A 22,469-nucleotide genomic window follows, 5' to 3' on the forward strand; every position below is an offset into this window, starting at 1 on the left:
GGGTAACTCAATCGACGTCCCGCGATTGAGCCGAAAGGAGTGCGTCGATGCCTGCAATCCCCGCCAGGCCCGAACGCGCGACCCGACGACGGGCCAGCACCGTCGCCGTCGCCGTCGCCGCTCTCGTCCTACCGATGCTCGCCGGACCGGCCACCCTCGCCAGCGCCGCCGACCGGCCAGCCGTCCAACCACTCCCCGCCAACCTTGAGGCCGTCCGGGCCGCCGAGGCGACCGCCCTCTACGGCAGCCCGGCGATCCGCCCGATCGAACAACGCCGCACCTCGCTGATCACCATGGGCGACAGCGAGATATCCGGCGAAGGGGTCGGCAACTACGTCCCCGGCACCCACCAGGACGGCAACTGGTGCGACCGCTCGTACGACCAGGCGGTGTTCCGCACCGGCATCACGTCGGACGCGCAGTACAACATCGCCTGCTCCGGTGCCACCCCCTGGAACCTGATCGCCGGCGGACCGACCCAGCACAACGAGCTGAACCAGGGCGACTACCTGGGCATCAAGGCGCGCAACACGCACGTGAAGCTGATCTGGGTGGTGGTCGGCGCCAACGGTGACGGCACCATCCAGTTCGGTCCGGTCGCCACCGACTGTGCCGTCCGCCGGGTCTTCTTCCAGGGCCCCTGCTACCCCACCTACACCGACCAGTGGACGATCCGCACCGACGGCAGCCGGCAGGCCGTGGAGTCGGCGCTCACCGACATCCGGCAGACCATGACCAACGCCGGCTACCTGCGGTCGGACTACGAGCTGGTGCTGATGTCGTACCCGAGCCCCGGCAGCCCGGACGTGGAGGACAACCCGAACTTCCCCGGCTGGTACTCCGGCGGCTGCCTGCTCTACCTCGCCGACGCGGCGTTCGCCCGGAACAAGGCGGTGCCGTTGTTCGAGTCGGCGCTGCGGTCGGCCGCGGCGAACACCGGCACCCGCTACCTGGACGCCAGCCGGCTCTTCCACGGGCACGAGGTGTGCACCGACAACACCTCGGTCCGCGGCCTCTACATCGAGGTGGGCATCTGGAACGAGAACGCCGCCCGCCAGTCGTTCCACCCCAACATCCGTGGGCACGGCATGTTCGCCCAGTGCATCACCCAGTTCTGGAACTCCGGCCAGCAGCGGGCCAGCTGCGTCGACCCGGCCAGCACCGGCAGCGGGGTGCTCTATCCCGGGCTGCTGGAGTTCAAGCAACTGCGCAACCTGGCCACCGGCACCTGCGTCGACGGCAAGGGGTACGACTCCCGCAACGGCACCGTCCAGCAGCCGTACTCCTGCCACGGTGGGCGCAACCAGGGCTTCTGGTACGACTCGGCCCGGCGGTCGCTGCACTCGGAGCTGTCCCACGATCGCTGCCTGGACGTGGCCAACAGCTCGATGACCGCCGGCACCGCGGTCAACATCTACGACTGCAACGGCACCGGGGCCCAGCAGTTCGTCTTCGTGGGTAACCAGATCAGGCCGGCGAGCGCCAACAACCTCTGCGTGGCGTTCGACAACCCGTTGCTGGGCAGCTCTCGCCTGCGGTTGGCGACCTGCTCCAGCAGCACCCGGCAGCAGTGGTCGTTCGAGGCCCGGACCGCCGCCAACCCGGTCGGCTACGGTCACGACGACTTCATCGGCTCCCGCGTCTACTGAGACGACTTCGTCGGCTCCCGCGTCTACTGACGAGGGCAGGGGCCCTGGCGTCGACCAGGGCCCCTGCGCTCACTTGGCGCGGGGGATGAGGATGAGCCGGGCCACGCCGTTGTCACCGTCCTTCGTGCCGGCGACGCCGAGCGTCGCGCCGACCTTGACCTCGCTCGGCTGCACGGTGGCCCGCCGCTCGACCACCCGCAGGTCGGCACCGAACGTCCAGGTCATGGTGAAGCCGTCGGTGGACTTGACCGTCATCGTGTCGCCGTCGATCGCGGTCACCTCGCCGCGCTGCACGGCAACGGTCTGCGTGCCGCCGTCCTTCGTCTTCACCACCGCCTCACCGTGCAGGGTGTTCTTGCGCAGCAGCACGCGGGCCTGACGGCGCTTGCGCCACTCCTCGCCGCGCTTGTCCCGGGCCTTCTCCTGGGCCGTGGGCGAGGCACCGGGCGTCGGGGTTGCCGGCGCGGCGATCGTCTGCACGTCCAGTTCGTCGGCGTCGAAGCCCATCGCGGCCAACGCCTGACCCTCGACTCCCATGGCCGCGGCGACTTCGACGGCGGCATCCCGGGCGGGCTGACTGGCCACCTCGGCCGCGCCGCAGCCGCTGACGCCGAGCGCGACCGCCGCGAGCAGTGCCGTGGTGCCGGTGGCGATACCCCAACGTGGCATGACTCTCCCTCTCGTCCGTGGAGCCCTCAGCCTTCCCGGGAACGACGAGCGGAGCGTCAGGCCGATGTTCGGGCCAGGTAAGGATCACCGGGCAGCCGGACCGTGAAGGCGGCACCGCCCTCCGGAGCGTGCCCGGCGGCGATCTCCCCGCCCAGCCGGCGGACCAACCCGGCGGCCAGCGCCAACCCCAGTCCGCTGCCCACCTTGCGCACGCCCCGGTAACGCTCGTGCAGGGCGCCGCGCTCAAATGCCACCGCCAGGTCGTCGTCGGTGAAGCCGGGCCCGCCGTCGCGGACCTCCAGCACACCGCCGGAGGCCGGGTCCGCGCCGGCCGGCCGGACCGCGAGCACCACCGGAGACCCCGGGGGTACGACCCGCAGCGCGTTCTCCAGCAACCCGTCCAGCACCTGCCGGATCCGCCCCGGATCGGTGTACGCGGGCACCGGCTGGCCGGGCGTCTCCACCCGGAACGGCACGCCCACCGCCGCGCACCGACCGGACCAGGTCGGCTCGGCGTCCAGGGCCAGTTGGGCCAGGTCCACCGGCACCGGTTCGAGGGGGAAGTCGGCGGCCTCCAGCCGGGCCAGTGCCAGCAGATCACCGATCAGCCGGTCCAGGTGTTGCGCCTCGGCGAGCATCGTCCGGCCGGTGTCCACCGTGTCATCGACACCGAGCACCCCGTCGGCGAGCGCCTCGGCGTACCCGCGGATCGCGGTCAGCGGGGTGCGCAGCTCGTGCGAGACGGAGAGCAGGAACTCCCGTTGTCGGCCCTCGCTGGTGGCCAGAGCGGCGGCCAGCCCGTTCAACGCCTCGGCCAGGTCGGCGACCTCGTCCGGCGGCTCGACCGGCACCCGGACGGCGCGGTCACCCGCGCGCAGCCGGGCGGCGGCGGTGGCCGCGACCCGGATCGGCCGGGCCAGGCGACGGGCCAGCAGCAGCCCGGCCACCACACCGGCGGTCAGCCCGGCCAGCAGCGGCAACCAGAGACTGAGCAGCACCCGGGCCCACAGCCCGTTCGCCAGGGGACGGGACAGCACCACCCCGTTGCCGCCGGGCAGTGCCCGACCCTCGACCAGGGCGCGCTCGCCGTTGACCGAGCGGCGGGCCGACACGTTGCGGCCCTCCTTGATCCGCTGCACCACCCTGGGTGGCAGACCCGCCCGGTCGACCGCCCCACGCCGGATCAGGTACGCGTCGATGCCCTGGTCACGCAGTTGCTGGATGAGCCGCTCCTCGTCGGCGCTGCGACCCCGGTCGAGGCGGGTCCGCAGCACCTCGGCCGCGAGTCGGGCCTGGGCGGCCAGCGCCTCCTGCTCGCCCCGCTGCGCGCCACGGATCGCCAACGGTACCGCGACGATGGCGGTGACCAGCACCGACACCAGCGCCACCGCGCAGGTGACCAACACCGCGCGGGCGGTCAGGGTACGGCCGAAGCGGCCTCGTCGAAGTGCGGCGGGTGGACCGGTGCCGACCACCGGCAGGGCCATGGTCGGCGACTCGACGTGCCCGGGACGGTCACGCATCGGCCGCGTATCCCACGCCGCGATGGGTGCGGATCACGCTCGCCGGGCCAAGTTTCGCCCGTACCTGCGCGACGTGCACGTCCACGGTCCGGGTGCCGGCGTGCGCCGCGTAGCCCCAGACCCCGGCCAGCAACTCCTCCCGGGTGAAGACCCGACCGGGCCGGGCCATCAGGTGGGCCAGTAGGTCGAACTCGGTGGAGGTGAGCTGCACCGGGGCACCGGCGGCGGTGACCGTGCGGCGGGCCGGGTCGAGCGTCACCGGGCCGACGACCCGCGGCCGGTCCGCGCCCTCCGGGCCGCCGGCGGATCGGCGCAGCACCGCGCGCACCCGGGCGACCAACTCGCGAGGGCTGAACGGCTTGGTCACGTAGTCGTCGGCACCCAACTCCAGGCCGACGATCCGGTCCACCTCGTCGTCGCGGGCGGTGAGGAAGATGACCGGTGTCCAGTCGCCGGCCTCGCGCAGTCGGCGGCAGACCTCGGTGCCGGGCAGACCCGGCAAGGCGATGTCCAGGACGCAGGCCACCGGGCGCAGCCGGCGGGCCGCGCTCAGACCGGCCTCGCCGTCGCGTTCCAGGTGGACGCCGAACCCGTCCCGGGTGAGGTAGAGCCGGACCAGGTCGGCGATTGCCGGCTCGTCCTCGACGACGAGGACGAGCCCGCGATGCGGTGGTTCGACGGTCACCGGCCCATGATTGCCGACCCGGCGGGCTCGGCGCGATCGGTGCGTGTTCGAGTTCGGTAAAGGCGGTGCAAAGCCCGATGAGGTGTCAGCTCACCGGGACGGCGCGAACATCCCCGGCCGCGCGACGGCCGGTGCGTCACCGATGCTGGCGACGACCCGCGCGCCGGACGGCCGCAGGCGGGTCCGGAACGCCTGGTTGAGCAACGCGTCGAGCTGCCAGACCTGCTTAGGGTGACTGGTCCGGATCAGGAACCGCTCACGGATCCCGTCGATCGCGGTGGCCGCCATCTCGACCGACTGCAACCGCGGGTCCGGGCTCCAGGTGACGTTGCTCAGCTCGCGCAACTCGGTGTTGAGGTGCAGGCGCAGTCGGTGCAGGAGGCGGGTCTGCTGGGTCACCACCAGCCGACGGTGGGTGAGCAGTAACAGGTAGTCGCCGGTGACCGGACGGTCGGGGCGGCTGCAACGGGTGACCAGGATGGTGGCGTCACCGGAGCCGACGCAGCGTCGGAAGACCGGCATGTGCCGGCTCACCGTCTGCACGGCCAGGCCAGCCTCAGCGGCGGCCGGGAGGAACGTTCGGGAGAAGACGTCCATGACCTGCCCAACGACCTCCCCAGCGGAGTGACGTGGGTCACGCGGCTTTTTTGGAAGTTCCACGCCCTCTGTCGCACTGCCTGTCCGACTTCAGACCCCGACGGATCATGGTCAGGAGTTGGGCTGCAGTGGACTGGCCGCGAACAGCTCCCCCAGCCACCCCGGGACCGCGTCGGCGTACTCGGCGCGGGACTCCTCGGCGGTGTCCAGTGCCCGACGCCAGGAGAGCGAACGGCCCACCGGCCCCAGGCTGATCGCGAGGTCGGCAGCCTCGACGAGGGTCCGCCGGTCGTACCGGTCGGTCCACGCCTCCAGGTAGGCGTCGCGCAACCGAACCAGCTGGGTGTCGTCGGCGGCGAGCTTCTTGACGTGCCCGATGGAACGCAGGGTCACCAGCAGCGTGCCGAACGGGTGCGCCACCGAGGCGTCGCCCCAGTCGAAGTATCGGTAGCCGGCCTCGCCGGCGAAGACGTTGCCGTCGTGCAGGTCGTCGTGTTGCACGGTGGCCGGAATGCCGATGTCGGCGAGCCGGCGGCACCGCTGGGCGTACGACGGCACCTCCGCCCGCAGCCGCTCGTACGTCTCCGGGCTGAGTCCGCCCTCGGCGCCGATCAGCAACGACTCGTGATCGTCGAGCAGTCCGGCGAACAATCCCGCCAGCACCTCGGGGCGCTGGTCCGGCACGCCCTGGGCGATCAACTCGTCGGCACGGGACGCGCTCGCCAGTTGCAGCGCCGCGTACCCGGGCAGCGCCCGCTCCCAGTGCCTCAGATCGGGGTCGCGCCCCAGCACGTCGCGCAACGACTCGCCGCCGTCGGGCAGCAGCGACCAGCCCTGCGTCGGGTCCACCGCGATCGGCGTCAGCACCCGGTCGGGTGTCAGCTGGGCGAGCGACGCGACCAGGACGGCCTCGTGCACCGTGCCCGGGTTGTTGGCCTTGAACCAGACCGGACCGTCGTCGGTCGGCACCCGCCAGACCAGCGACCAGGGGCGCAGCCGAGGCTCCACCAGGCCGGTCACCCGCCGGCCGGCGCGGCTCAGTTGCGCATCGACCCAGGACCGGGCCCGCACCTGCCACTGCTGGCTGGACCAGTCGGGGGCGCGGTCACCGGCGATCGTCGTCACGGTCGGCACCTTAGGTGGCCCTCCCGCGCCGAGGCGAGGAGTTTTTCGACCGCGGCTCAGACCAGCTCGACGATCGTGGCGTTGGCCATGCCACCGCCCTCGCACATGGTTTGCAGGCCGTAGCGGATCCCGTTGTCCCGCATGTGCTGGAGCATGGTGGTCATGATCCGGGCACCGGAGCCGCCGAGGGGGTGCCCGAGGGCGATCGCACCGCCGCGCGGGTTGAGCCGCTCCGGGTCCGCCTCGGTCTCCGCCAGCCAGGCCAGCGGCACCGGGGCGAACGCCTCGTTCACCTCGTACACCCCGATCTCCTCGATGCCCAGCCCCGCGCGGCGCAGCGCCTTTGCGGTGGCCGGGATGGGCGCGGTGAGCATCGTGACCGGGTCGTCGGCGGCGACCACGGCGGTGTGGATGCGCGCGAGCGGGCGCAGGCCGTGCCGGCTGGCCCAGTCGGAGGTGGTCACCGCGAGGGCGGCGGCACCGTCGGAGATCTGGGACGCGGACCCGGCGGTCACCACACCGTCGGCCCGGAACGGGGTGGCCAACTCGCCGAGCTTGTCCAGCGAGGTGTCCCGGCGGATGCCCTCGTCGGCGGCGAACTTGCCACCATCACCGACCGGCACCGGGGTCAGCTCCGGATCGAACGCCCCGGCGTCCTGTGCGGCGGCCGCCTTCTCGTGGCTGGCCAGCGCGAACTCGTCCAGCTGGTTACGCGAGAGGCGCCACCGCCGGGCGATCAGCTCGGCCCCGACGCCCTGGTTGAACGGCAGCGGGGCGTCGTCGGCGAAGCCCTCGACACCCCGGTAGCGGGCCCGCAACTGGTCGCTGAACGGCATGCCGCCGGCCACACTGGAGCCCATCGGCACCCGGGTCATCGACTCGACCCCGCCGGCGACCACCAGGTCGGCCTGGCCGGAGAGCACGGTCGCGGCGGCGAAGTGCAGGGCCTGCTGGCTGGAGCCGCACTGCCGGTCCAGGGTCGTGCCGGGCACCGTCTCGGGCCAGCCGGCGGCGAGCACGCCGTTGCGGGCGATGTTCCACGATTGCTCGCCGACCTGGGACACGCAACCCCAGAAGACGTCGTCGACCTGCGCCGGGTCGAGCCCGGTGCGCTCGGCGAGGGCGCGCAGCACGTGCGCCGAGAGGTCGACCGGGTGGACGCCGGCGAGGCTGCCCTTGCGCCGCCCGACCGGGGTTCGTACCGCGCCGACGATGACCGCGTCACTCATGTTTACTCCCCGGTAACTTGGGCTGACCCGATCCTACGTCGTCCCTCGCCCACGACACTGCCCCCAGGCCCCCTCCGGCGTCGATCATGGAGTTGTGGTGGGCAGAAGTTTCCGCTTCGCACCATATAGGGGGCAGCACAACTCCATGATCGACCCGCACGGGGCTACGATCCGGCGGACCGCTGGCATGCTGGGCGGGTGGATGAGATCTCCCCGGTCCGGCAGTGGCGGGTCCCGGCGGGCCTGCCGGCGGCGAAACTCGCCGGTGCGGTTCTGCTGATCGCGCTCGGTCTGCTCTTCGCCGACGGCGACCCGGTCCGACTGGCAGTGGCCGTCCTGGCCGCCGCCGCCCTGGCCGGCTGGGCGGTACGCGACCTGGTCGCACCAGTCCGATTGGCGGTGGACCCGGCGGGGCTCACCGTCATCCAGGGCTTCGCCGGCCGGCGGTTGCTGCCCTGGTCGGCGGTCGAGGCGATCGCCGTCGACCGGCGGCCCCGGCTGGGGCTGACCAGCGAGACCCTGGAGATCGACGCGGGCGACTCGCTGCACCTGTTCGGCCGGTACGACCTGGGGGCCACCCCGGAAGAGGTGGCCGCCGAGCTGCGGGCCGCCCGCCCGGACCAGGCCGGCTGACCCGTCCCCCGGTCAGCCGAGCAGGTAGGCGGTACGGACGAGGACCAGGACGAGCAGGACCAGCAGGATGACCGCGGCACCGACGACCTGCACCAGCGTGCGCCGAGCACGCGGCGCGTACGCCAGCACCAACGCCATCAGCGCGCCGACCACCAGACCGCCGAGGTGCCCGGGGATGGAGATGCCCGGCACGGCGAAGGTGAAGACGAGGTTGATGACAAGGATCGGCACGATCGCCGAGGTGTTGCGACCAAGGCGACGCATGATCACGAAGATCGCGGCGAAGAGCCCGAAGGTGGCCGTCGACGCGCCGACTGTCGGTGGCTGGTTGGGCGCACTGAACAGGAAGACGGCGACATTGCCCCCCAGCCCCGCGATCAGATAGAGGGCGAGGAAACGCACTCGCCCGAGCACCCCCTCCAACTCCCGGCCGAGCACCCACAACGCCCACATGTTCAGCAGCAGGTGGAGCAACCCGTAGTGCAGGAACATGGCGGTGACCAGGCGGTACCACTCGCCGGCCGCGACACCGTGCACCGGGCCGAAGGCGACGTACGAGGCGTAGCCGAGCACGCCGCCCCAGCGGGTGAGCGGTGTCTCGTCGCCGGCCAGCCCACCGAAGCCGGAACCACCCACCACCGCGTTACCGCTCCGGGCGGAGGCGACCGAGAGCAGGAAGAACAGCAGGTTCAGCGCGATGAGCGCCTTGGTGACGTAGCCGTGCCGGCCGGCCATACCGCCGCCGAAGGCGGTACGCGCCGGCCGGACACTGCGACGTCCCTCGTTGACGCACTCCGGGCACTGGTGCCCGACGGACGCCTCCCGCATGCAGTCCGGGCAGATCGGCCGGTCGCAGCGGGTGCACCGGACGTAGGTCTCCCGGCCGGGGTGCCGGTAGCAGACCGGGGCGGTCGGCGGAGACTCGCTCACCGGGCCGACCCTCCGTCCACCGCCGCGCGATCCACCGGCACCGGCCGGTGCGGTGCTCCGGAGCGCTCAATCATGCGAGCAAAGGTACCTCGCGAGTCGCTCAGGAAGCGGACCGCTCGATCTCGACCCGCTCGATGACGACGTCCTGGAGCGGACGGTCGCTCGGACCGGTCGGGGTGTTCGCGATCGAGTCCACGACCTTCACCGACTGCTCGTCGGCCACCTGGCCGAAGATGGTGTGCCGGTTGTTCAGGTGCGGCGTCGGGGACACGGTGATGAAGAACTGCGAACCGTTGGTGCCCGGTCCGGCGTTCGCCATCGCCAACAGGTACGGACGGTCGAACCGCAGCTCCGGGTGGAACTCGTCGGCGAACTTGTAGCCCGGCCCGCCCCGGCCGGTGCCGGTCGGGTCGCCCATCTGAACCATGAAACCGCTGATCACCCGGTGCGAGATGGTGCCGTCGTAGTACGGACCACTGCCCGGCTGACCGGTGCGCGGGTCGGTGTACTCACGGTTGCCCTCGGCCAGGTCGACGAAGTTGCGGACGGTCTTCGGCGCGTGGTTGGGGAAGAGCTCCAGCCGGATCGGGCCAGCGTTGGTGTGCAGGGTGGCGTAGACAGCCTCGGCCACGGGTACTCCTCACTCGTTGGTCAGTTCCATGCGGATCCTCCCATGTGCCCGATCTGGCATCGCGGAGGCATCCGAAGGTGGAGGATGACGAAGGAACAACTCCCAGGAGGTAGGACCGTGTTTGGATTCGGGCGGCGGCAGTCCCAGGGGCAGCAGGCCTTGGCCGAGCTGAACCAGAGCATCAGCCACCTGATGCTGGCAGCCAACCACGCCGCGAAGGGCGCCGGCGCAACCGTCGGCCCGCGGGTCCAGGTGGCCCGGGGCTACGTCGGGCCGACCGCGGCGAAGGTACGCGACCGCGCGTCGACCGGCTGGGGGACGACTCTCACCACGCTGGCACCGCTGGCAGCGGCGGCCCGTGACGGCGCCGCGCAGGCAGGGCCGCTGACCAGGAAGGCCAAGTCGAAGACCATGCGGATTACCGGTAAGAAGAAGCAGCCGCGCCGTCGCGGCTCGATGATGACCGGCCTGTTGGCGGCGGGTGCCATCGCCGGCCTGGCCGGCGCGGTCGCGCTGCGTCGCCGCCGGGAGCAGCAGGAGTGGGCCGAGTACGACCCGACCCGCAGCACCCTGGAGCCGATGCGCGACGACGTCGACTCGATCGAGGTACGCACGCCGTCCGCCACCAGGGGGTCCGACGGGTCCGCCATGACCGGCGCGGCGGGGATGACCGGCGCGGGCAGCTCGGCGGTGGCCGGCGGCACCAGCGCCAGCACCACCGGCACGACCAAGCAGACCGGTGTTCGACCGACCGACAAGGTCCCGTCGGTCGCCGAGGGCGCCACGGACGTCTCCGGTCGACCGACCGACGACCTCACCAAGGCGCTGGGCAAGAACACGGCCCGCACCAACGGCCGCCGCTGAGGCCAGCGGCAGCGTTCCGGGCGCCGGCGAGTGGACTCACCCACTCGCCGGCGCTTCCGCGTTGGCCGCACTTCCGGGTTGGCCGCGCTTCCGCGTTTCCCCGTCGGCGGCGCTCACCCGCCCGCTGGCGATGTCGCCGGGCGTTCAGAGCCAGCCGTTGCGGCGGAACCACCGATAGAGGGCCAGCGAGACGCCGAGCATGAGGGCCAGGACCACCGGATAGCCGTACGTCATCTTCAGCTCGGGCATGTTGTCGAAGTTCATGCCGTAGATGCCGGCGATGGCGGTCCAGACCGCGGCGATGCCAGCCCATGCGGCGATCTTGCGCATGTCGTTGTTCTGGTCGACGGTGACCTGGGCCAGCCGCGCCTGGAGGATCGAGTTCAGCAGGTCGTCGTAGGAGTTCACCTGCTCCACGGTGCGGCTCAGGTGGTCCTGCACGTCCCGGAAGTAGCGGCGGATCTCCTTGGGTACGTCCCGGTTGACCTGGGAGGTCAGCGTCAACAGCGGTCGCTGCAACGGCACCACCGCCCGCTTGAACTCCACCAGTTCCCGCTTCATCTGGTAGATCCGCTGGATCCGCCCGTGGCCGTGCCGGTCGAAGACCTCGGCCTCCAGCATGTCCAGGTCGTCCTCGATCTGGTCGGCCACCTCCAGGTAGAGGTCGACCACCCGGTCGGTCACCCCGTACGCCACCGCCCACGGGCCCTGGAGCAGCAGCTCCTGCTTGGTCTCCAGGTCGGCACGGATCGGCGCGAGCCGGCAGGCGTCCCCGTGCCGGACGCTGATCACGAAATTCGGGCCGATGAAGAGCATCACCTGCCCGGTCTCCACCACCTCGGAGTTCTCGGTCAGCTCGGTGTGCTCGCAGTATCGGGCGGTCCGCAGCACCAGGAAGACCACATCACCGAAGCGCTCCAGCTTGGGGCGCTGCTCGGCCTTGACCGCGTCCTCGACGGCCAGCTCGTGCAGGCCGTAGGTCTCCGCGATGGCCGTCATCTCGGCCAGCTCGGGCTGGTGCAGGCCGATCCAGACGAAGCCGTGCTCCTCGCGGCGGGCCGCGGCCAGCGCCTCCGCGTACGTCCAGTCGCCGGGCTGCCGCTTGCCGTCGATGTAGAGCGCGCAGTCGACCACCGCGCTGCGGCCGGTGCCCGTCGGGGCCGGGACGGGCGGCGAACCGTCGGCGTTGAGGATCCGGGTCATCGCCCGGACCGGCGAGGGCCACGCCCGAGGTCGCAGCACCCGGCCTGTGGTCGACGGTGCCGTCCGGTCCCGCTCTGTCCGATCCGTCATCGCGTCACCTCCCGCGCTCAGCTGCGGCTTGCAGGCTACGCCGACGGCGGTCGAGGGTCGGTGTGACGGCGGTCGCTCGGGGGCGGCGCCGGGCGGGCCGGGCCGCATCGGGGGGTGTGCGGGGACGACACGGCCCACCCGGCGCCTGTGGGGGCGGGAGGTTGTGCTGCCGCGTCACCCAGGTGTCGGGACCGGCCCGGAGGCCGGGCGGTAATCTCCGCCGCTGACGTGTGACGCTCGCAGCATTGTGGGCCAGCCGGCCGCCCGCAGGGGAGCCCTGGGACGGCCGGCATCGTCGTTTTGTCGGAAACCCGACAGATAAATCAGGCGCGGACCGCCTCGACGGCCTCCGCGAGGCGACGGACGCCCTCGTCGATCCGGTCGGCGGTCACCGCCGAGAAGGCCAGCCGGAGCGCGTGCCGCCCGCCGTCCACCACGAAGTCGCTGCCCTTGACCACCGCGACCCCGCGTTCGGCGGCCGCCGGGGCGAGCCGGTCGACCAGTACGTCCTCCGGGAACTCCACCCAGAGGAAGTAGCCACCGTCGGGCTCCACGAACCGCGCCTGCGGCAGGTGCCGGCGCAGCGACTCGGCGAGCACCTGGGCCCGCTCGCCCAGCGCCGCCCGTACGGTCGCGATCGAGCGGTCGATGTCACCGGAGACGCAGAACTGGTGCACGATCGCCTGGGACACCATGCCGGGCGAGATGTAGAGACTTGTCGCGTTCTTCGCGATGTCGGCGATCAGGTCGGCCGGGCCGACCAGGTAACCGACCCGCACGCCCGGGCAGACCGTCTTGGTGAAGCTCGACGCGTGCACCACCACGTTGCGGGTGTCCAGCGAGAGCATCGACGGCAGCGCCTCGCCACGGAAACGGATGTCCGCGTACGGGTCGTCCTCGAAGATGGTGAACTCGTACTCGGCGGCCAGGTCGAGCAGCTCCCGGCGCTTCTCCAGCGACAGCGTCATGCCGGCCGGGTTCTGGTAGTTCGGGATGACGTGCGCGAGCCGGGGACGGACGCCGGACTCCAGCAGCTTGCGCAGCTCGGCGGTGTCCAGACCGTCCGGCTGGACGGAGATGCCGTGCAGCTCGCTGCCCATCCGCTGGAGGTTGAGCAGCGTCCGGTCGTACGTCGGGCGTTCCACCACCACGGCGTCACCGGGGCGGACCAGGTGGTCGAAGAGGAACGCGTCGGCCTGGAGCGACCCGTTGGTGACCAGCACCTGGTCGGCCGCGACCCCGTGCTTCTCGGCGATCCACTTTCGCAGCGGAAGGTAACCGACGGAGGTGCCGTACGCCGTTACCCCCGCGGGGTCGGCGTCGAAGGCGCGGACGGCGGCGGCCTTGAGCCCCTCGACATCAACGATGTCCAGCGAGGGAGCCCCACGGGCAAAGGAGATCAACTGCTCGGCGGTCATGAATGTTGAGCGTACGGGCGGCGGTGGGGAACGCGCGGTCGGCACGGCGATGTCCGCATCCTGAGCCACCGGGTCGGGTGACCCCACGTGGCCGGTCGACGGCAGATCAGACCGGAAGGGCTAGCGCGTCGTGCTGCGCCGCCCGGGAAAGTCCCTCCAGCTGCACACCGAGCGCGTCGAGGAGTTGGCTCCAGTCGAAGTAGGAGCGCCAGGCGGTGATCCGACCCTTGCGGGCCCGGACCACGTCGGCGACCTCCCAGCTCACCAGGCGGCCGGTGGGCGCAACGGTGCCGTACGGCGAATGCAGCGTGCCGGTGTGGGTGCCGGTCAGCCGCACCTCGACGGCGGCGCCACCGCCGGTGCGGACCGCGCCCATCGGGTCGATCCGCAGGTCCGGAAAGGCACCGGTCCAGGTGCGCAGGAGGGCGGGCAGTTCGATCGGACGGACCGTCACGCCCGGCATGGAATAGAACGCCTCCGGGGCGTAGAGATCCGGCAGCCGGGCCACGTCCCGGCGCAGGAGCATGGCGTACTGCTGCTCGACCAGCCGCTCCGCGTCGCGCATCGGGACCTCCCCCACGGGCCACGGCATTTCCGCGCCCGCAAGGGATGCTTACCCGTCGATCCGGCCCGGCACACCACCCCGGGTCAGGTCGTGGCGACCGCCTGGCTCTCCGACCAGACCCGCATGATGTCCCGAACGGAGATCACCCCGGCGACCTCCCGGCCGTCCAGCACCACCAGGTGCCGGAACCCGCCCCGGGCCATCGCGGCGGCCGCCTCGGCCACCGTCCACTCCGGCCCCGCGTAGACCACGTCCCAGGTCAGATGGGCTCCGGTGCGCTCCACGTCACAGTCCAGGCCGGCACCGATGGCCTTCAACACGTCGCGTTCGGTCATGATCCCGACGCCCTCGGAGTCCGGGTCGATCACGACCGCCGACCCGACACCGCGGGCCGACATCATCCGGGCCGCCTGGCGGAGCGTGTGCTCCGGACCGACGACGAGGACCTGGCTGGACATCGCATCCCGTACCTGCATCACGCATCACCCCTTTGGGACGGTGGCATTCGGTACAGACATGGTGGTCCGTGGATGTTTCCGGGACAAGAGCGGCATCGCACATGCTGCGGACGCTGGCTACTGTCGGATGGTGTCCACCGAGCCCCTGCGCTGCGCCGGCGCGCTGATCGTCGATCACGACGGCCGCATCTTCTTTCAGCGCCGCTCACCACACCGACGACTCTTTCCCAACTGCTGGGACATCGTCGGCGGGCACCTGGAGCCGGGCGAGGACATCGACGAGGCGTTACGCCGGGAGATCACCGAGGAGACCGGCTGGGTCCTCTCGCACGTCCTGGGCCAGGTGGGCGAGTACACCTACGTCGGCGACGACGGGCTCGCCCGGACCGAGTACGACTTTCTGGTCCGCGTCGACGGTGACCTCGACCGCCCGACGCTGGAGGCCGGCAAGCACACCGAGTACCGCTGGCTGGCCGAACACGAGGTGACCCTGCTGGACGAGCACCGCGACGTCAACGACGGGCTGATCCGGCGGATCGCGGAGGAGGGCTTCGCCGTCCTGCGGTCGATCGGTCTGTGAACACCGTCGCGCTGACGCCGCACCGGATCGCCGGGCTGCTCGCACCGGCCGTGGACCGGACCTTCCGCGCCGGCATGCTGGCCGGCCGCGACGGTGGTGGCGCCGAGCTGTCCCAGCGGTACGGCGGTGTGGCGGCCACCGGCTTCCTGGTCGACCTGCGCACCCGGCTGGCCGCACCGGGTGGCACGGTCGACGGGCCAGGGTTCGCGGCGATCACCCGGTACCAGGACCCGGTCACCTGCCGGCGGATCGTGGACAAGCAGGTGGCACACGGGATGATCTACCGGGGCCCGGACGGCGCGCTGGCCGCCACCGAGCGTGGCGCCGCCTTCCTCGCCGAGCTGTACCAGGTGCACGCCGAGGTCACCGAGGAGCTGTGGGCCGGGCAGGACGAGCGGGTGGTCCGGCTGGTGGCGCTGCTCGGCCGACTGCTGTCGTACGCCCTGGTGCTGGCCGACGAGGAGGAGGACCGGGGCGGCTCGGCCTTCACCGCGCTGGCGCCGCCGTACGAGCCGGACGGCACCCCGTCGGGCGTGCTGCTGCTCAACCGGCTCGGCACCCTGCGATACCACCGGGCCGACGCGCACGCCGCCGCCTGGACCGCCGCCGGGCACACCGCGTCGAGCATCGCCGCCCTGCCGGCCGGTCCCGAGCGGCTCGCCATCGAGCTGGAGACCGACCGCCGGGCCGCCGGCCCGTACGCCACGCTCAGTGCGGAGGAGCGCCTGACGATGCTCGCCGACCTGGCGGCGTTGCCCGGCTGACCCGGTTGGCCGGAGCGGTACCGCCGGCCAGGGCTATCCTCCAGCGGTGACGGGGAGCAGGACGAGGGAGGATGTCGCGATGATCGGAATGGTGCTCGCGGCCGGCGCGGGACGACGGCTGCGCCCGTACACCGACACCCTGCCCAAGGCGTTGGTGCCGGTGGATGGCGAGACGACGATCCTGGACATCGCGCTGGGCAACCTCGCCGAGGTCGGGCTCACCGACATCGTGATCGTCGTCGGTTACGCGGCGGACGCGGTCCGCGAGCGGCAGGCCGACCTGGAGAAGCGGTACGGGGTCACGCTCACCCTGGTGCACAACGACAAGGCCGAGGAGTGGAACAACGCCTACTCGCTCTGGCTGGCCCGGGAGTACTTCGCCCGCGGAGTGCTCCTGGTCAACGGGGACACCGTGCACCCGGTGAGCGTGGAGAAGACCCTGCTCGCCGAGCGGGGGCCGGGCATCCTGCTCGCCGTGGACACGCTCAAGCCGCTGGCCGAGGAGGAGATGAAGACCACCTTCGACGCCGCCGGCCAGCTCACCCGGATCACCAAGATCATGGACCCCGGCGAGGCGTACGGGGAGTACATCGGCGCGACGCTGATCGAGCCGCAGGTCGCCGACGCCCTCGCCGACGCGCTGGAGGCGACCTGGCGACGGGACCCGAACCTCTACTACGAGGACGGCTACCAGGAGTTCGCCGACCGGGGTGGGGAGGTGCGGGCGGCGCCGATCGGTGACGTCCCGTGGGTCGAGGTCGACAACCACGCCGACCTGGCCCGCGCCCGGGAGATCGCGTGCCGCTACTAGCTCGGAGCGTCCTCACCCCGCTGCACATCGACGTACGACGAGGGGCGGTCGCCGACCTGGCCGCGATCCTGGCCGACGGGCGGATCTCCTCCGGCGGCGACGTCGCGGTGGTGGTCGGCCCGGGTCAGGGTGCCCAGATCGCGGAGCTGATCCGACCGTCGCTGCGCTCGGCGGACGTGTTCACCGTCTCCGGCGGGACCCTGGACGCCGCCGACGACCTGGGCGGCAAACTCCGCGCCCGGTCGTACGACGCGGTCGTCGGCATCGGCGGCGGCAAGACGATAGACGTGGCCAAGTACGCGGCCACCCGCCGAGGGCTGCCGATGGTGTCGGTGGCGACCAGCCTCGCCAACGACGGGATCGCCTCCCCGGTGGCCAGTCTGATCACCGATGGACTCAAGGGCTCCTACGGGGTGCACATCCCGATCGCGGTGATCGTCGACCTGGACTTCGTGGAGAGCGGCCCGGACCGGCACAACCGGGCCGGCATCGGCGACGTGATCAGCAACATCAGCGCCTTGGCCGACTGGGAGCTGTCCCGGCGGGTACGCGGTGAGCCGGTCGACGGGCTGGCCGCGTCGCTGGCCCGTGCGGGTGCCGAGGCGGTGCTCAACCACCCCGGCGACATGAGCGACGACGCGTTCGTCACCGTGCTCGCCGAAGCGTTGATCTCCAGCGGCCTGGCGATGGCGGTGTGCGGCACCAGCCGTCCGTCCAGCGGCGGCTGCCACGAGATCATGCACGCGGTCGACACGCTCTTCCCCGGCACCGCCTCGCACGGCGAGTTGGCCGGACTGGGCGCGCTGTTCTGCACCTGGCTGCGCGGCGACCTGCGCCGCTTCGGCGAGATGTCGGCCTGCCTCGCCCGGCACGGTCTGCCCCGGCTCCCCGCCGAGGTGGCGCTCACCGACGACCAGTTCGTGGAGGCGGTGCAGTTCGCGCCGCGGACCCGGCCGGACCGGTACACCATCCTCGAACACCTGGCGCTGTCGCCTACCGAGACCCGGGAACGGCTGGCAGACTACGCCGGTGCAATCCGCGACCAGCTTGGCTGACCCCCGTCCCACCATCGCCGACTTCCACCGGGTGAACCGGGGTGGCGGCCTGTTCAGCGAGTCGATCAGCCAGTGGCTGGGTGCCGTCTTCGCGCTCGTCGCCCAGCGGCTCGGGCTGCGACCGACCGCGTTGACCATCACCAACCTGGTGCTCGGACTGGCCACCTCGGTCACCGTGGTGGCGCTCGCCGGCCCGGTCGCCGCCGGGGACGTACCGGCCTGGGTGGTCGGCCTGCTCGCCCTGGTCGGCTGGCAGGTGGCGTACTCCCTGGACTGCGCCGACGGGCAACTGGCCCGGGTGACCGGCCAGGGCAGCGCGGCCGGGGCCCGGGTCGACGTGCTCTGCGACGTGGCCGCGCAGATCGCCCTGGTGGCCGCCCTGGCCGCCACCGCCGTGGCGCAGGAGCCGTCCACGCCGACCTGGCTGGTGGCGACCTTCGCCGGCACCTGGATGGTCAACCTGGTGACGTCGGTGATGCAGGCCGGCCCGAACGCGGCCAGCATGGTCGCCTCGACCTCGCTGCCGGTACGCCTGGTGAAGCTGGTCCGCGACTACGGCGCGGTGGTCTTCGTGGCCGCCCTGGTGCTCGCCGTCGCCCCCGCGCTGATCCTCTGGGTGCTCGTCGCCTTCACCATCGTCAACGGCGGCTTCCTGCTGGCCAGCATCGCCTTCTCCGCCCGAGCCTCCCTACGCTGACCTGACCGCGCCACCCTGACCGCGCCGATCCTGACCGCGCCGATCTGACCGCGCCGATCTTGCAGTTTCGGTTGTCGACTTAGGCGGAATACCCCTTATGCCGCGACAGAAAGTGCAAGATCGCGCGGCGGGGGCGGGGGGCGGGGGGCGGGGGTTACGCGGGGTTGGGGGTGCGGGACAGGCCCGCGTAGATGTCGATGAGCTGTTTGGTGACCACGTCGGGGTGGAAGGTGCGCTCGTAGCGGGCGCGGGCGGCCAGGGTCAGCTCGGGCGCACCGGCGCGGGCAACCGGCAGGGCGGCCGCGAGTGCGGCCGACTCCGGGGCGACCACCCAACCGGCCTCGCCCAGGTCGATCCCCGCCGGCATGGGTGACCCGCCACCTCCGGCGACCGCCGAGGCGATCTCGGCGGGCCCGGTGCCGGCCGGCTCATGCGGGGCGTCGGCCCCGACCAGGTACGGAATGCCGCCCAACGCCGTACCGAGCACCGGCCGGCCGCTCGCCAACGCCTCGATGATCACGGTGGGCAGCACGTCGTGCCACATGGCGGCGGCGATCACCACCGCGCTCGCCTCGACCGCGGCCCGCACGCCGGCCCGGTCGAGCTGACCGAGGTAGACCACGTCGGGTCGCTCGGCGGCAGCCGCCTCCACGAGAGGGCGCAGCTCACCGTCGCCGGCCAGCCGCAGCGTGCCCAACGAGCCCACCGGATGCCGACGCCAGGCGTCCAGCAACAGGTCGACACCCTTCTCCGGGGAGAACCGGGCCATGAAGAGGAAGCCGTCACCCAGCGGCGCCGGCCGACCCGGATCGGGTACGGAGTTCGGCTTGACCACGATGCGTTCGTCCGGAATGCCGTAGTCGCGGAGGTGATCGGCGATTGCCGAGGTGAGCGCGACGTACCGATCCACCGAGCGCCAGGTGCCCCGGTGCACGGCCAGGGTCGTCGCCATCAGCGCGCTCTGCGCGGCCGAGTCGCGGTAGCAGCGGTGCTTGATCGCCGGGATCCCCAGCGCCCGACCCTTGCAGTCCTGACAGATCACACCGTCGCGGAAGTAGATCCCCGACGAGCAGACCTGCCGGTAGTTGTGCACCGTCTGCACCACCGGCACGCCGTGCCGGTGCGCGGTCCGCACCACCCAGGGCGAGAGCAGGGGGTACGGGTTGTGCAGGTGCAGAACGTCCGGGCGGTGCTCGGTGAGCAGCCGGCTCAGGTCGTGCTGGGCGCGCGGAGCCCAGATCGGCGAGATCGGCAGCAGCGCCTTCGCCGCCTTCGACATCGACGGGATCTCGTCCGAGCTGCGAATGAAGGGCAGCACCTCGACGCCAGCGGCGGTGAGCTGAGCGATCTCCGCGTCGACGATCGTGTTCTCACCGGAGGGCTGGGCCTCCCGGTACCGGTTGTGCGCCACCACGATTCTCACGGAGCTTGCCTCTCGTTCGCGGCTGTGCCGACTGTTGCTCGCGCCTGCGGGGCTCGCAAGCTCACTCCTCGCGCTCGCGGTGGGAACTCGCAAGCTCATTCCTCACGCTCACGGCAAAGAAGGCTACCGTTGTGGCGTGCCCGAACTACCGGAGGTTGAGGCGCTCGCGGGTTACCTGCGTCAGCGCGCGGTGGGGCGGCGCGTCGATCGCCTGGAGATCGCCGCGATCAGCGCCCTGAAGACGTACGAGCCGGCTCCGAGCGAGGTCGCCGGCCGGGCGGTGGTCGACGCCAGCCGGCACGGCAAGTTCCTCGACGTGCTCTTCGAGGGCGGCCTGCACCTGGTGGTGCATTTGGCGCGGGCGGGCTGGCTGCACTATCGGGAGGCGTTCCCCGCCAGCACCCCGCTGCGTCCGGGCAAGGGCCCGATCGCGGTGCGCGTACGCCTCGATGACGGCTCCGGCTTCGACCTCACCGAGGCGGGCACCCAGAAGAAGCTGGCCGCGTACCTGGTCACCGACCTCACGGCGGTCCCCGGGGTGGCCAAGTTGGGCCCGGACGCGCTGGCCGCGGACCTGCCCACCTTCACCGAGCGGCTGCGCAGCCGGCGGGGGCAGGTCAAGGGGGTGCTGACCGACCAGTCGGTGCTGTCCGGCGTGGGCAACGCGTACTCCGACGAGATCCTGCACGCCGCGAAGCTGTCTCCGTTCGCGATCACCGATCGGCTCACCGACGCCCAGATCGCCACCCTGCACGCCGCCACCCGGCAGGTCCTCGGCGACGCGGTCGAACGGTCCCTCGGTCAACGGGCCGCGGAGCTCAAGGGCGAGAAGCGCTCCGGGTTGAAGGTGCACGCCCGCACCGGGCTGCCCTGCCCGGTGTGCGGGGACACCGTGCGGGAGGTGTCGTTCGCCGACTCCAGCCTCCAGTACTGCCCGACCTGCCAGACCGGCGGCAAGCCGCTCGCTGACCGTCGGTTGTCCCGCCTCGTACGGTGAGTAATTCCACTCCACGACTACGGAGCGGAATCGCCCGCACTGAGCGGAAGCTCCGGTCCGCCGTTCTCGCCAGGCGCGCATCCATCGGTATAGTGGCCCGGTCCCCGGCTTCTGAAATGGTGCGGAGCCGGCCAGATCTCGCCGGCACCATCGGTCGCCAATCTCCTTCGGGGCGACGACCGGTCGGAGCCCGCGTGGGAGACTGGGACGGTGGGCGACCGGGCCCTCACGCTGAGTGAGCGGCTCGTGTCATGCGGGAGGACATGGGTGAGGTGACGGCAAGCCTCCAGCGCCCGGTAACCAACGAAGGCCGGAGCAGACTCGTGCGGCACGTCGACAGCTTCGAGATCCAGCCGCCGACGCCGCCGTCCCACAACGGCGTCCCTCGGTCGGCATGGACCAGGGCGCGACGCCGTGTCTCCCGTTGGCACCGCCCCTACATCGCGATCTTGCTGCTGCTCGACTTCGCCTCGGCGGCGTTCGCCAGCTGGATCGCGATCCAGCTCTTCGACCAGGCCGCTTCCGGGTTCTCCGGCACCAAGCAGGACCCGACCTGGTTCCACACGATCTCCTACCTGCTGCTCCCGCTCGGCTGGGTGGTCATCCTCTGGAGCAACCGGGCGTACGACCGGCGCTATCTGGGGCTCGGCCCGGACGAGTTCAAGCGGGTGATTCGGGCCGCGGTGACCGTCGCCGCGAGCGTCTCGTTCCTCGCGTTCGCCACCAAGACCGCGCTGTCCCGCTGGACTGTGGGCACGGCGCTGCTCGGGGCGCTGCTGTTGATCCTGTGGGGCCGTTTCGTGGCCCGCTGGGCGCTGCACTACATCCGGCGGCGGGCCGGCCAGGCCGCGCACCGGATGGTGCTGGTCGGCACCCTGCCCGAATGCCTGGAGGTCTACGCGGCGGTCACCCGCAGCCCGGCCGCCGGGCTGATGCCCGTCGCCATCCACATCACCGACGGGTACGCGGCGGCCCGGGGGATGCCGACCCCGGTTCCGGTGTACGCCGGCCGCGACGTCCTGGCCCTGGTCCGTGAGGTCGGTGGGGACACCATCGCGGTCTGCGGGTCGGCCAGCGCGGAGCCGGGCGAGCTGCGTCGGCTGGCCTGGCAGTTGGAGGGCTCCGGCGTCGACCTGGTGGTCGCCCCACAACTGACCGACATCGCCGGGCCCCGGGTGCACATTCGGCCGATCGAGGGTCTGCCGCTGCTGCACGTCGAGGAGCCGACCCTCTCCGGGCCGGCGCTGCTGGCCAAGAACCTGATGGACCGGGTGGCCGCCGGCCTCGGCCTGCTGCTGCTGATCCCGCTCTTCGTGGCCATCGCCGTGGCGATCCGGATCTCCGACCGTGGGCCGGTCTTCTTCCGCCAGCCCCGGGTGGGGCACGAGGGGCGCACGTTCCGGGTGTGGAAGTTCCGCACCATGTACGTCGACGCCGAGGACCGGCTGGCCGGGCTGGTCGACCGGAACGAAACCGACGGCATGCTGTTCAAGATGAAGGAGGACCCCCGGGTCTTCCCGGTCGGTCGTTTCCTGCGGGCCACCTCGCTGGACGAGCTGCCGCAGCTGATCAACGTGCTCTGGGGCGAGATGTCGCTGGTCGGGCCCCGCCCGCTGCCGGCCGACGACGGCGACTTCCTGGGTGACGTCCGCCGTCGCCTGCTGGTCCGCCCCGGCATGACCGGCCTGTGGCAGGTCTCCGGCCGCTCCGACCTGTCCTGGGACGAGTCGGTCCGACTGGATCTCTACTACGTCGACAACTGGTCGCTCGCGTACGACCTGAGCATCCTGTGGCGGACCGTCGGGGTGGTGCTCGCCCGCAAGGGCGCGTACTAGGGGGTTGGCGCGCCGGCTCGCAGGGGCAAGGATCGCTG

General features: G+C 71.7%; 23 protein-coding genes. 10 read left to right on the top strand and 13 right to left on the bottom strand.

What is annotated here, in order from left to right; all coding sequences use genetic code 11:
* Positions 1-47 precede the first annotated feature (47 nt).
* A complete protein-coding gene (locus tag ACIBF8_RS14050) occupies positions 48-1,649 on the top strand; it encodes a ricin-type beta-trefoil lectin domain protein (RefSeq protein ID WP_396783169.1) in 1,602 nt (533 codons plus the stop codon).
* Between the two features lie 69 nt (positions 1,650-1,718).
* Here ACIBF8_RS14050 and ACIBF8_RS14055 read toward each other — a convergent pair whose 3' ends face one another.
* The 6 genes from ACIBF8_RS14055 to ACIBF8_RS14080 form a co-directional block, all read right to left on the bottom strand.
* On the bottom strand, positions 1,719-2,318 hold the full coding sequence (locus tag ACIBF8_RS14055; RefSeq protein ID WP_396783170.1) for a hypothetical protein: 600 nt from the start codon (positions 2,316-2,318) through the stop codon (positions 1,719-1,721).
* 56 nt (positions 2,319-2,374) lie between these two features.
* Complete coding sequence (locus tag ACIBF8_RS14060; protein WP_396783172.1) at positions 2,375-3,841, bottom strand: sensor histidine kinase; 1,467 nt, start codon at positions 3,839-3,841, stop codon at positions 2,375-2,377.
* Positions 3,834-4,526 carry a response regulator transcription factor gene (locus tag ACIBF8_RS14065; protein WP_396783173.1) on the bottom strand — a complete coding sequence of 231 codons (693 nt, stop codon included), beginning with the start codon at positions 4,524-4,526 and terminating at the stop codon, positions 3,834-3,836. The genes ACIBF8_RS14060 and ACIBF8_RS14065 overlap by 8 nt, the downstream gene beginning before the upstream one ends.
* 90 nt (positions 4,527-4,616) lie before the next feature.
* Positions 4,617-5,123: a hypothetical protein gene (locus ACIBF8_RS14070; RefSeq protein WP_396783175.1), complete on the bottom strand. Its 507-nt coding sequence runs from the start codon at positions 5,121-5,123 to the stop codon at positions 4,617-4,619.
* A 111-nt stretch (positions 5,124-5,234) separates the two neighbouring features.
* The gene (locus tag ACIBF8_RS14075; RefSeq protein ID WP_396783176.1) at positions 5,235-6,248 is read right to left on the bottom strand and encodes an aminoglycoside phosphotransferase family protein; all 1,014 of its coding nucleotides are present in this window, start codon (positions 6,246-6,248) and stop codon (positions 5,235-5,237) included.
* Positions 6,249-6,304: 56 nt separating this feature from the next.
* On the bottom strand, positions 6,305-7,477 hold the full coding sequence (locus ACIBF8_RS14080) for a thiolase family protein (protein ID WP_396783177.1): 1,173 nt from the start codon (positions 7,475-7,477) through the stop codon (positions 6,305-6,307).
* Positions 7,478-7,675: 198 nt separating this feature from the next.
* On the opposite strand from ACIBF8_RS14080, the gene ACIBF8_RS14085 reads away from it, so the two are divergent.
* Positions 7,676-8,110: a PH domain-containing protein gene (locus ACIBF8_RS14085; RefSeq protein ID WP_396783179.1), complete on the top strand. Its 435-nt coding sequence runs from the start codon at positions 7,676-7,678 to the stop codon at positions 8,108-8,110.
* 12 nt (positions 8,111-8,122) lie between these two features.
* On the opposite strand, the gene ACIBF8_RS14090 is transcribed toward ACIBF8_RS14085, so the two are convergent.
* Positions 8,123-9,040 (bottom strand): rhomboid family intramembrane serine protease, encoded by a 918-nt coding sequence (locus ACIBF8_RS14090; protein WP_396783181.1) that lies wholly within the window; start codon positions 9,038-9,040, stop codon positions 8,123-8,125.
* Positions 9,041-9,140: 100 nt separating this feature from the next.
* The gene (locus ACIBF8_RS14095) at positions 9,141-9,671 is read right to left on the bottom strand and encodes a peptidylprolyl isomerase (protein WP_130405633.1); all 531 of its coding nucleotides are present in this window, start codon (positions 9,669-9,671) and stop codon (positions 9,141-9,143) included.
* An 84-nt stretch (positions 9,672-9,755) separates the two neighbouring features.
* Here ACIBF8_RS14095 and ACIBF8_RS14100 point away from each other — a divergent pair, with 84 nt between their 5' ends.
* Complete coding sequence (locus ACIBF8_RS14100; RefSeq protein WP_396783183.1) at positions 9,756-10,535, top strand: hypothetical protein; 780 nt, start codon at positions 9,756-9,758, stop codon at positions 10,533-10,535.
* Positions 10,536-10,679: 144 nt separating this feature from the next.
* Here the strand turns inward: ACIBF8_RS14100 and corA are convergent, their stop codons facing one another.
* From corA to ACIBF8_RS14120, 4 genes are all read right to left on the bottom strand, one after another.
* Positions 10,680-11,828 (bottom strand): magnesium/cobalt transporter CorA, encoded by a 1,149-nt coding sequence (corA, locus tag ACIBF8_RS14105; protein WP_396783185.1) that lies wholly within the window; start codon positions 11,826-11,828, stop codon positions 10,680-10,682.
* 323 nt (positions 11,829-12,151) lie between these two features.
* Positions 12,152-13,246 carry a PLP-dependent aminotransferase family protein gene (locus ACIBF8_RS14110; RefSeq protein ID WP_363608284.1) on the bottom strand — a complete coding sequence of 365 codons (1,095 nt, stop codon included), beginning with the start codon at positions 13,244-13,246 and terminating at the stop codon, positions 12,152-12,154.
* Between the two features lie 106 nt (positions 13,247-13,352).
* Complete coding sequence (locus ACIBF8_RS14115) at positions 13,353-13,811, bottom strand: ester cyclase (protein ID WP_396783187.1); 459 nt, start codon at positions 13,809-13,811, stop codon at positions 13,353-13,355.
* Between the two features lie 83 nt (positions 13,812-13,894).
* A complete protein-coding gene (locus tag ACIBF8_RS14120) occupies positions 13,895-14,287 on the bottom strand; it encodes a cyclic nucleotide-binding/CBS domain-containing protein (RefSeq protein WP_030487774.1) in 393 nt (130 codons plus the stop codon).
* A 109-nt stretch (positions 14,288-14,396) separates the two neighbouring features.
* On the opposite strand from ACIBF8_RS14120, the gene ACIBF8_RS14125 reads away from it, so the two are divergent.
* The 5 genes from ACIBF8_RS14125 to ACIBF8_RS14145 all read left to right on the top strand — a co-directional run bounded on the left by ACIBF8_RS14125 (position 14,397) and on the right by ACIBF8_RS14145 (position 18,176).
* On the top strand, positions 14,397-14,849 hold the full coding sequence (locus ACIBF8_RS14125) for an NUDIX domain-containing protein (RefSeq protein ID WP_396783188.1): 453 nt from the start codon (positions 14,397-14,399) through the stop codon (positions 14,847-14,849).
* A complete protein-coding gene (locus tag ACIBF8_RS14130; RefSeq protein ID WP_396783190.1) occupies positions 14,846-15,613 on the top strand; it encodes a hypothetical protein in 768 nt (255 codons plus the stop codon). Before ACIBF8_RS14125 ends, ACIBF8_RS14130 begins: the two co-directional genes overlap by 4 nt.
* A 79-nt stretch (positions 15,614-15,692) precedes the next feature.
* Positions 15,693-16,424, top strand: a complete 732-nt coding sequence (locus tag ACIBF8_RS14135; protein WP_151488891.1) for a sugar phosphate nucleotidyltransferase — start codon at positions 15,693-15,695, stop codon at positions 16,422-16,424.
* A complete protein-coding gene (locus tag ACIBF8_RS14140) occupies positions 16,412-17,479 on the top strand; it encodes an iron-containing alcohol dehydrogenase family protein (protein WP_396783191.1) in 1,068 nt (355 codons plus the stop codon). The genes ACIBF8_RS14135 and ACIBF8_RS14140 overlap by 13 nt, the downstream gene beginning before the upstream one ends.
* On the top strand, positions 17,454-18,176 hold the full coding sequence (locus ACIBF8_RS14145) for a CDP-alcohol phosphatidyltransferase family protein (RefSeq protein ID WP_396783193.1): 723 nt from the start codon (positions 17,454-17,456) through the stop codon (positions 18,174-18,176). The genes ACIBF8_RS14140 and ACIBF8_RS14145 overlap by 26 nt, the downstream gene beginning before the upstream one ends.
* Positions 18,177-18,330: 154 nt before the next feature.
* Here ACIBF8_RS14145 and ACIBF8_RS14150 read toward each other — a convergent pair whose 3' ends face one another.
* Positions 18,331-19,599: a glycosyltransferase family 4 protein gene (locus tag ACIBF8_RS14150; protein WP_396783194.1), complete on the bottom strand. Its 1,269-nt coding sequence runs from the start codon at positions 19,597-19,599 to the stop codon at positions 18,331-18,333.
* A 136-nt stretch (positions 19,600-19,735) separates the two neighbouring features.
* On the opposite strand from ACIBF8_RS14150, the gene ACIBF8_RS14155 reads away from it, so the two are divergent.
* Positions 19,736-20,596 (top strand): Fpg/Nei family DNA glycosylase, encoded by an 861-nt coding sequence (locus ACIBF8_RS14155; RefSeq protein ID WP_396783195.1) that lies wholly within the window; start codon positions 19,736-19,738, stop codon positions 20,594-20,596.
* Between the two features lie 263 nt (positions 20,597-20,859).
* Entirely contained in the window at positions 20,860-22,431 is a 1,572-nt protein-coding gene (locus ACIBF8_RS14160; protein WP_396783745.1) for a sugar transferase, read from the top strand.
* The last annotated feature ends 38 nt before the right edge of the window (positions 22,432-22,469 follow it).

It is taken from the genome of Micromonospora sp. NPDC050276, assembly GCF_044459545.1.
GTDB lineage: Bacteria > Actinomycetota > Actinomycetes > Mycobacteriales > Micromonosporaceae > Micromonospora.